This is a genomic window from Phaeobacter sp. PT47_59 (assembly GCF_028890025.1).
GTDB lineage: Bacteria > Pseudomonadota > Alphaproteobacteria > Rhodobacterales > Rhodobacteraceae > Phycobacter.
This window is the reverse complement of sequence record NZ_JARCJL010000049.1, coordinates 1-8,279: the sequence shown is the minus strand read 5'-3', so window position 1 is coordinate 8,279 and position 8,279 is coordinate 1. Positions and strand designations below refer to the sequence as shown.

Annotated in this window: 5 protein-coding genes; all 5 read left to right on the top strand. The window is 62.8% G+C overall.

The window, feature by feature from the left end; translation table 11 throughout:
* Window positions 1–250: 250 nt before the first annotated feature.
* The 5 genes from PXK01_RS21600 to PXK01_RS21580 all read left to right on the top strand — a co-directional run bounded on the left by PXK01_RS21600 (window position 251) and on the right by PXK01_RS21580 (window position 7,846).
* On the top strand, window positions 251–1,693 hold the full coding sequence (locus PXK01_RS21600; protein ID WP_446728469.1) for a methyl-accepting chemotaxis protein: 1,443 nt from the start codon (window positions 251–253) through the stop codon (window positions 1,691–1,693).
* A gap of 206 nt (window positions 1,694–1,899) precedes the next feature.
* A complete protein-coding gene (locus PXK01_RS21595) occupies window positions 1,900–2,652 on the top strand; it encodes a 5-oxoprolinase subunit B family protein (protein WP_274849765.1) in 753 nt (250 codons plus the stop codon).
* Complete coding sequence (locus PXK01_RS21590; RefSeq protein WP_274861694.1) at window positions 2,649–3,680, top strand: 5-oxoprolinase subunit C family protein; 1,032 nt, start codon at window positions 2,649–2,651, stop codon at window positions 3,678–3,680. The genes PXK01_RS21595 and PXK01_RS21590 overlap by 4 nt, the downstream gene beginning before the upstream one ends.
* Window positions 3,677–4,450 carry a LamB/YcsF family protein gene (locus PXK01_RS21585; RefSeq protein WP_274861693.1) on the top strand — a complete coding sequence of 258 codons (774 nt, stop codon included), beginning with the start codon at window positions 3,677–3,679 and terminating at the stop codon, window positions 4,448–4,450. The genes PXK01_RS21590 and PXK01_RS21585 overlap by 4 nt, the downstream gene beginning before the upstream one ends.
* A 174-nt stretch (window positions 4,451–4,624) precedes the next feature.
* Window positions 4,625–7,846 carry a 2Fe-2S iron-sulfur cluster-binding protein gene (locus tag PXK01_RS21580; RefSeq protein WP_274861692.1) on the top strand — a complete coding sequence of 1,074 codons (3,222 nt, stop codon included), beginning with the start codon at window positions 4,625–4,627 and terminating at the stop codon, window positions 7,844–7,846.
* The last annotated feature ends 433 nt before the right edge of the window (window positions 7,847–8,279 follow it).

The following is an 8,279-nucleotide window of genomic DNA, read 5'->3' as shown; positions in this document are numbered from 1 at the left end:
ACCGATAGCTCAGCTGGATAGAGTACTTGACTACGAATCAAGGGGTCGGGGGTTCGAATCCTCCTCGGTCCGCCACTGCTGTTTTGACCTTCCAATCCCAAATGGCTTTCGCACGGTTTTGACCCTATCCCATTGGATAGGCCCATTGTTCGAATTCGGCACAAATTCTGTCTAGCGTTAAAGTTTGGCTAGCGAATTGGCGCTAGGTTTTTCCTCTAGGATAGAACTCAACTCAGCGCGGAGCCTTAGAGTGTTTTTTAAGGGTAAGACGCGGGCGGCGCCCGAACGAGCAGACATGGACCGTGTGATTGCGGACATGATCGAGCGCACTCAGGCGACGATTCAATTTGAGGCTGACGGCACAATCATCACGGCCAATGAGAACTTCCTGAACTTGATGGGCTATCAGCTCTCCGAGATCGTTGGGAAGAATCATTCCATGTTCGTGGATCCGAAATTCGCGAGTGGTGGAGACTATGCGCAGTTCTGGACCGCCTTGCGGGCCGGGCGCACGCTGTCCGACCAGTTCCCGCGGATTGCAAAGGGTGGGGCGGTTGTCTGGATTCAGGCCACCTATGCTGCCGTGCCCGGTCCGGACGGCAAGACCGAGAAGATCATCAAGGTCGCGACGGATGTGACAGATCGGCGCCGCGCGCTGCAGGAAGTCGCGGCTGGGCTTCAGGCGCTCAGTGAGGGCGATCTGCGCCAGCGGGTCGTGATCCGAAATGCCGAAGACATCGGAGTGATCGCCAAGGCCTACAACCGGTCGATGGAGCAGTTGGAAAAGGCTGTGAACACCGTGAAGAACGTGTCCTTTGCGGTGGGGCAGACGGCGTCCGAGATCAGCCAGTCTTCCACGGACCTGTCGCATCGCACCGAAAGCCAGGCGGCCACGCTGGAGCAGACGGCGGCCGCATTGGAGCAGCTGACCTCTACCGTGCGGGCGGCGGCTGCAGGGGCGCATAAGGTTGAAGAGATCGTCGGCAACACCCAGTCTGCCGCCGTGCAGAGCGAGCGCGTCGTCTCGGATGCGATCAGCGCCATGTCTGCCATCGAAAGCTCCTCGGAAAAGATCGCCAAGATTATCACCGTGATCGATGATATCGCCTTTCAGACCAATCTTCTGGCCTTGAATGCCGGGGTCGAGGCGGCCCGTGCGGGTGATGCCGGGCGCGGTTTTGCCGTTGTTGCGGCGGAAGTCCGTGCTCTGGCGCAGCGCTCTGCCACGGCGGCGGGTGAGATCAAGGATCTGATCAGCGAAAGTAAGGAAAACGTGGGCAGCGGCGTCGACCTCGTGGGGCGCAGCGGCGAAGAGCTGAAACGGATCATCGATGCCGTTGGAACCATCTCGGGCCATATTTCCGAGATTGCCACCGGTGCGTCGGAACAATCCACCACCCTGGTGGAAATCTCCGCGGGCGTGTCCCAGCTGGATCAGGTCACCCAGCAGAACGCCGCCATGGTGGAGCAAACCACGGCCGCGACGCAAATCCTGTCCAATGATGCCTCGCAGCTGACCCAGGAGGTTCAGGTCTTCAAGACGCGTCCCGATATCGGGGCAGAGGCGAAGACCGGAACCGGCGGGAATGTCTCCGCCGTGCCAACGGTCGGCGTGCGGCGACCGGCATCCGCAACCCGGGCCGGGGCTCAGGCCACCGCCGCCGCCGAGGCCGTGCGCTGGGAAGACTTCTGATATCTCTCCGAAGCCCGCGCCCGCATGGGCGATGACGGGGATTTAAAGACACCACTGGGCCGCTCTTTCCGGGGCGGCCTTTTGCTTTGGCGGCTGTCCCTGATCACACGACCGGATCGCGCCGCAGTGCGCGCGGTCTCGTGATCAACTGCCGTGTTGACACTCCCGCGCTGCGCCGCGACCCTTGCGCCAAAACGGGGGCATGGATGACAGCGCGCGCAGTACCGGATTTTCCCATTATCCGCACGGTTGGCCTTTCGGGCATGATCGTGACCTTCGCGGATGGACTGAGCGAACCGTCGAATCGGGCAACGCTCGCCTTTCGCAACCATCTGGAACAGTTGAAGTGGGACGGGGTTCTGGAAACCTCAACCTCCTTGGCCTCTGTCTATATCCGGTTTGATCCGGGGGATGTGGATCACGACCGGCTGCGCACTCAGCTGCAAGAGCAACTGGACTCGCGCAACTGGCTGCAGGAGGCCTTGCCGCTTGGGCGCCGGTTCTGGCGGGTGCCCACGGTCTATGGCACGGATCTGGCGCCGCAGCTGGCCGAAGCCGCCGATGCGGCGGGGTTGAGCGAATCCCAGGCAATCGAAAACCTTGGGGCGGCGCGGGTGCGGGTTTTGACCATCGGCTTTGCGCCCGGCCAGCCCTATCTGGGGCCGCTGGGGGAGGAATGGGATCTGCCGCGCCAGACCGAATTGACACCAAGGGTGCCGCGCGGCGCCCTGGTGCTGGCCATTCGCCAGTTCGTGCTGTTTTCGGCCGAAACGCCGACGGGCTGGCGCCATGTGGGTCAGACGGGTTTTATGCTGTTTCGACCTCACTCAGACAGGCCCTTCGCCCTGCAGGCCGGTGATGAGTTGCAGTTCGAGCCGGTATCGCGATCCGATTTCCTGAAGCTGCGCGACAGGGATGAACACATGGGCGGGGCCATGTCGCAGGAGATCCCGGCATGAGCGGGCTCAAGGTTCTGAAGATCGGCCCGGCGGCAAGCGTGCAGGATCAGGGGCGGCCTGGCCTGCTGGATCAGGGTGTCTCTCGCGGCGGTGCCGCGGACCTGCTGGCCCTGGCCGAAGGCGCGGCGCTGTTGCGGCAGGATCCCAACCTGGCCGCGCTTGAAATGGGCGGCATGGGCGGCACCTTCGAGGCCACCGGGCCCTTGCGCATCGCCCTGACCGGGGCGCCGATGATGGCGGCCTTGGACGGGAGCGCGCTGGCCTGGAACGCCAGCCATCGCATGGAGGCCGGGCAACGGCTTGAGATCGGCGCGGCCCGTCGGGGTGTCTACGGCTACCTGCATCTTGGCGGCGGCATCAGTACCGAGCCGGTTCTCGGCGCGCGGGCCACCCATGTGGCGGCGGGTCTGGGGCGGCTGGTTGCGCCCGGTGACAGGCTGCCAGCGGGGAGGGATGCCGGAGGTGACACCGGCATGACCCTGGCGTGCGAAGGCAGGTTCGGCGGCGGCGAGCTGCGCATTGTCGAAAGCTTTCAAAGCGCGCTGTTTTCGCCAGAGGTGCGGGCCCGTTTCGCAGAGACCGAATTCCGACGCGGCAGCCGCGCTAACCGGATGGGGGTGGAGATGCTGTCGGAGGGGGCCGGGTTTGCCGCCGCAGGCCAGCTCAATATCCTGTCAGAGGTGATCGTGCCGGGCGATGTGCAGATGACCGGGGACGGTAAGCCCTTCGTTCTATTGCGCGAGGCGCAGACCACCGGCGGCTATCCCCGGATCGGGACGGTTCTGCCCTGCGATCTGCCCAAGGTGGCGCAGGCCCAGGCCGGAGCACAGCTGCGGTTTCGCTGGGTCACGCTGGAAGAGGGGCTGAGCCTTCAGGCAAAACACGAGAAGGCTCTGCATGCGCTGCCGGGGACCTGTCATCCCCTGTTGCGCCATCCCGGTGATATTTCGGACCTTCTGTCCTACCAACTTGTCAGCGGTGCGGTCTCTGCCATGGCCGACCCCTTTGCCACTGGAGAAGACTCATGAGCAAGACCGTCGATTTGAACGCCGATATGGGCGAAAGCTTTGGCCCCTGGAACATGGGGGACGATGAGGCTCTGCTGGATGTCGTGTCTTCGGCGAATATCGCCTGCGGCTTTCATGCAGGCGACCCCGATGTGATGGCGCGGACCATGGCACGGGCGCGCGACAACGGGGTCGGTATCGGCGCCCATCCCGGCTTCCTCGATCTGCAGGGCTTTGGCCGTCGCAGGATGCATGTGCCGCATGAAACCCTTGCCAATATGGTGCGCTACCAATTGGGCGCGGCACAGGGCATGGCCGCGGCGCTGGGCACCAATGTGCGGCACCTGAAACTGCACGGGGCGCTGTCGAACATGGCCTGCACCGATTACGACATGGCCCGCGCCTGCTACCAGGCGGCGTTGGATGTGGATCCTGACATCATCATCATGGTGCTGGCCGCCACCGCGATGGAGGAGGTGGTTCGGGATCTCGGCTGCAACTGGTGCGGAGAGATCTTCGCCGATCGCGCCTATAATGACGATGGCACCCTGGTGGACCGCAGCCAGCCCGGCGCGGTGATCCACGATCCGGATATCGCAGGCCCCCGCATTCTGCAGATGGTTCAGGAGGGCGCGATCATCACCGAAAGCGGCAAGCGCATCGAGACCGCGATCGACACCATCTGCCTGCATGGCGATACGCCCACGGCCGTCGACATTGCCCGCAATGTGCGCAGCAGCTTGACCGCAGGCGGTGTCGAGGTGCGCCAGTTTGCAGGGCGCCGGGGTTGATTTGTCGTCTTGGGGTGGCGTGGCACCAGGATTTCAGTCTCTGGGTTTGTGATTGTTTTTATTGATAACAATGATTTGAGGCTTTGTTTGGATAAATTGGATGTTGACTTCTATCGCCGGGCCGCCCTGTCGGATATAGCTGGAGGACCGTGACCACAGCAGGGCCTTGGGGCGATGACCATCCGTTTCTTTTCCACCCGCAACAGGCCCGTCCACCTGGGGCCCTTCCCCGTGGAGCGGCTCAAGCGCCTTGCGGGTGACGAGATGCCGGATCTTTCGGCAGTGCCCAGTTTCCAGCCGCTGAACTTCCGCCGCCCGCATCTGCCGTCTTCTATCGTCAATGCGATGGGAGAGTATCAGGCGATGATGGATGCCATCCGCGATGGCCTGGTGAACAAGGCACGGGCGGAATGTCCCGAGGATCCGCAGGACCGCGCCGAACATCTCAAGGCTTTTGGGTACTTCTCCGATGCCGCCATGGTCGGGATCGGCCCGGTGCCTAATGCGGCGCGGCTTGAGCAGCCCTACCGCAATCCCGATATCGATCGCCTGGCTCAGGACCTGAAAACCCGGCAGACCAAGACGCTGGCCTCGGGCATCGACATGATCATGGCCGATCTGCGCGATGCGATGGAGGCGCCAGCCAGTGGGATCGGCGGCCATTCACGGGCCATCGTCTTCCTCTACGAGATGCCCCGCGATCCGCATCCGGGCGAGGAGGGCTGCGACTGGATCGAGGACGCCGAACATCACCGGGCCTGCCTGCGGGCCAGTGAAACGGCGGTGGTGCTGGCGAATTACATTCGCCTGCTGGGCTGGGATGCCAAGGCGCATACCGGCACCTCTTCCGATGTGGATCTGAACCGATTGGCTGTGGCCGCGGGACTGGCAACCGTCGAGGGAGAGATGCTCTGCACTCCCTATCTGGGTGATCGGTTCGGCCTTGCCGCTGTCACCACCGATTTCGATCTGGCAATGGACCGGCCCTTGGTGCCGGAAGGCCAGCAGCCGGGGCTTGCCACCAAGGGGCCGAAATGGTGGCTCGGGGTCGGGTCTGAGCGATCTGTCCTGAACGGCGATCCCTTTACCAAGCGCCTGTTCAAGGACGGGCCGCATCCGTTTGAGACCCTGAAGCGGGTCGAGGATCCCACCACATATATAGATGAGGCCCGGGTGGCGCGGGTGCCCAAACGCGCCGATATGTTTGCGCGCAGCCAGTTCGGCGATATGGGCAAGGCGAACCAGACGGCGGCCACCGGCGGGCTTTATGCCCGCAAGGCCGCCCCTTCGATGGCGCAGCGGCGGATGCTGGGGGCCTTTGTCCTGTTGCAGGACGGCGAACCCGCGAAAGGACCGCGCCCCTCGGATGCGGCGCGCAACGCGGCCAACGTCAAGGCGGCCAGCTACTGGCTGGGCATAGATGCGGTCGGCATCAGCCGTTGTCCGGACTGGACCTGGTACAGCCATGACGCCACCGGCGCCCCCATCGTGCCGGATCAGCCTCATGCGATCAGCATGATCGTCGATCAGGGCTTTGACACAACCGAGGGCACCTCGGGCGATGATTGGATCGCGGTGGCGCAATCCATGCGCGCCTACTTGCGGTTTTCGCTCTTGGGCGGGGTAATCGCACGGCAGATCCGTAATCTCGGCTACAAGGCCAAGGCCCATACGGTGATGGATGGCGAGGTCTTGCAGCCACCGTTGCTGCTGCTCTCCGGCCTCGGCGAGGTCAGCCGGATCGGCGAGGTGATCCTCAACCCCTTCCTGGGGCCGCGCCTGAAATCCGGCGTGGTCACCACCGACATGCCGATGGAACACGACCGGCCTATTGATTTCGGCCTGCAGTCCTTTTGCGAGGCCTGCAACAAATGCGCCCGGGAATGTCCCTCTGGGGCGATCACTGCCGGGCCGAAACTGATGTTCAACGGCTACGAGATCTGGAAAAGCGACAGCCAGAAGTGCACCACCTACCGGATTACCACTCCGGGCGGGGCCATGTGCGGGCGCTGCATGAAGACCTGCCCCTGGAACCTGGAAGGTATCTTTGCCGAGCGCCCCTTCCGCTGGGCGGCGATGAATGTGCCAAAGGCCGCGCCCGTACTGGCAAAGCTGGACGATGCCCTGGGCAACGGCGAGATGAACCCGGCCAAGAAGTGGTGGTGGGACCTGGAGCTGGAAGAGGGCGGCGGCTACCGTCCGACCCGCCACCCGGTCAATGCACGCTCCCTGCAAAAGGATCTGGATCTGCGCTACGAGGATCAGACTCTGGCGGTCTACCCGGCAAGCCTTGCGCCACACCCCTGGCCCTATCCCTTCCCGATGGATCGTGAGGCCGGGATCGAAGCCTATCAGGCGATGATCACCGCCGAGGAATACCAGGCCCGCCGCGCGCGCGGCGAAACAGGTCCCTGGGATCACATCTATTCCACCGATGCCGATAGCCCGGTTCTGCAGGTTGTGGTCTCAAAAGCGGAAGACATGAGCCCCGCCGTCACCAAATATGAATTCAGCAGCCTTGACGGCAGCGATCTTCCCGAATGGAGCGCAGGCGCCCATCTCGATATCGTGGTGGCACCGGAATTCCTGCGCCAATACTCGATGTCCGGCGATCCTGCGGAGCGGTCCAAATACCAGATCGGTGTCCTGCGCGAAGACGAAGGGCGGGGCGGTTCCAAGCTCCTCCATCGGATCTTCAGCGAAGGTCGCCGGGTCTTCATCTCCCGGCCCATCAACCATTTCCCCCTGGAAGAGAGCGCCGAGAAGAGCTTTTTGATGGGCGGGGGCATCGGCATCACGCCGATGATTGCCATGGCACACAGGCTGCACGCGCTGGGCCGGGCGTTTGAGCTGCATTACTCCATCTCTGATCGCGCCGGTGCGGGCTACCTGCCTGATCTTGCGGCCGTGCCATGGGCCGATCAGGTTCACCTTCATATCTCGGGTGAAGGATCACGCGCCGATCTGGACAGTATCCTGACCGGCTATCGGGATGGCTGGCATGTCTATACCTGCGGGCCTGACCGTTACATGCAGGCCGTCATGGCGGCTGCGGAAGGCCAGGGCTTCCCGGAAGAGGCGCGGCACCTTGAGTATTTCTCACTGCCGGAGGTGCCCGACTATGTGAACCATCCCTTCACATTAAGGCTGCGGCACAGCGGTCGCGAGTTTCTGATTCCGGCGGATAAGACCGCCACCGAGGTTCTGGCCGAACATGGCGTCCATATCGACGTCAAATGCGCCGATGGGATTTGCGGCGTCTGTAAATGCGGCCTGCTGTCGGGAGAGGTGGAGCACCGCGATTTCGTGCTGTCCAAAGCGCAACGCCAGGACGCAATTATCCTGTGCCAATCACGCGCCGCTGAGAAAGACGGAGTCATCGAGGTCGACCTGTAGCGGTTGAGGGAGGGGGGCTCCCGCGCGTCGCTCAATGCATCAAAGATGCCCTGGCGTCCCTTGGGCCCGGCGCCGCGCTTGCGCACGGCGAGGGCGCTATCGCTCGGACGGGCTATGGCCCATACCGCCGATCTCGCGATACGGCACGTTTTCGCGAATGGTGGCACCCGGCAGATTCGCCGCGATTCCCCTGGTTGGTTGTGGTGCCCGAGGGCTGAACACCAAGATGTTGATCAAGCCACCACTGATGAATCAGACAAAGGGATGACCCCGCGCTCCGATCTCGAGGAGGCGACCGGTTCGTTGGGCAATTTCCAGGTCAAAATTCACCTTAACTGACTGATATTATTGGATTTTATTCTTTTCTTTGGATTATTTTGTTTTTTGGGTTGCGGGTGGTTTGTGTTGGGACTAGAACCCCCTTCACCGGCGG

Bases quoted from the DNA above. Each gene is read 5' to 3' on its own strand.
- PXK01_RS21595 (WP_274849765.1), top strand. From the start codon at position 1,900: ATGACAGCGCGCGCAGTACCGGATTTTCCCATTATCCGCACGGTTGGC.
- PXK01_RS21585 (WP_274861693.1), top strand. From the start codon at position 3,677: ATGAGCAAGACCGTCGATTTGAACGCCGATATGGGCGAAAGCTTTGGC.
- PXK01_RS21590 (WP_274861694.1), top strand. From the start codon at position 2,649: ATGAGCGGGCTCAAGGTTCTGAAGATCGGCCCGGCGGCAAGCGTGCAG.
- PXK01_RS21580 (WP_274861692.1), top strand. From the start codon at position 4,625: ATGACCATCCGTTTCTTTTCCACCCGCAACAGGCCCGTCCACCTGGGG.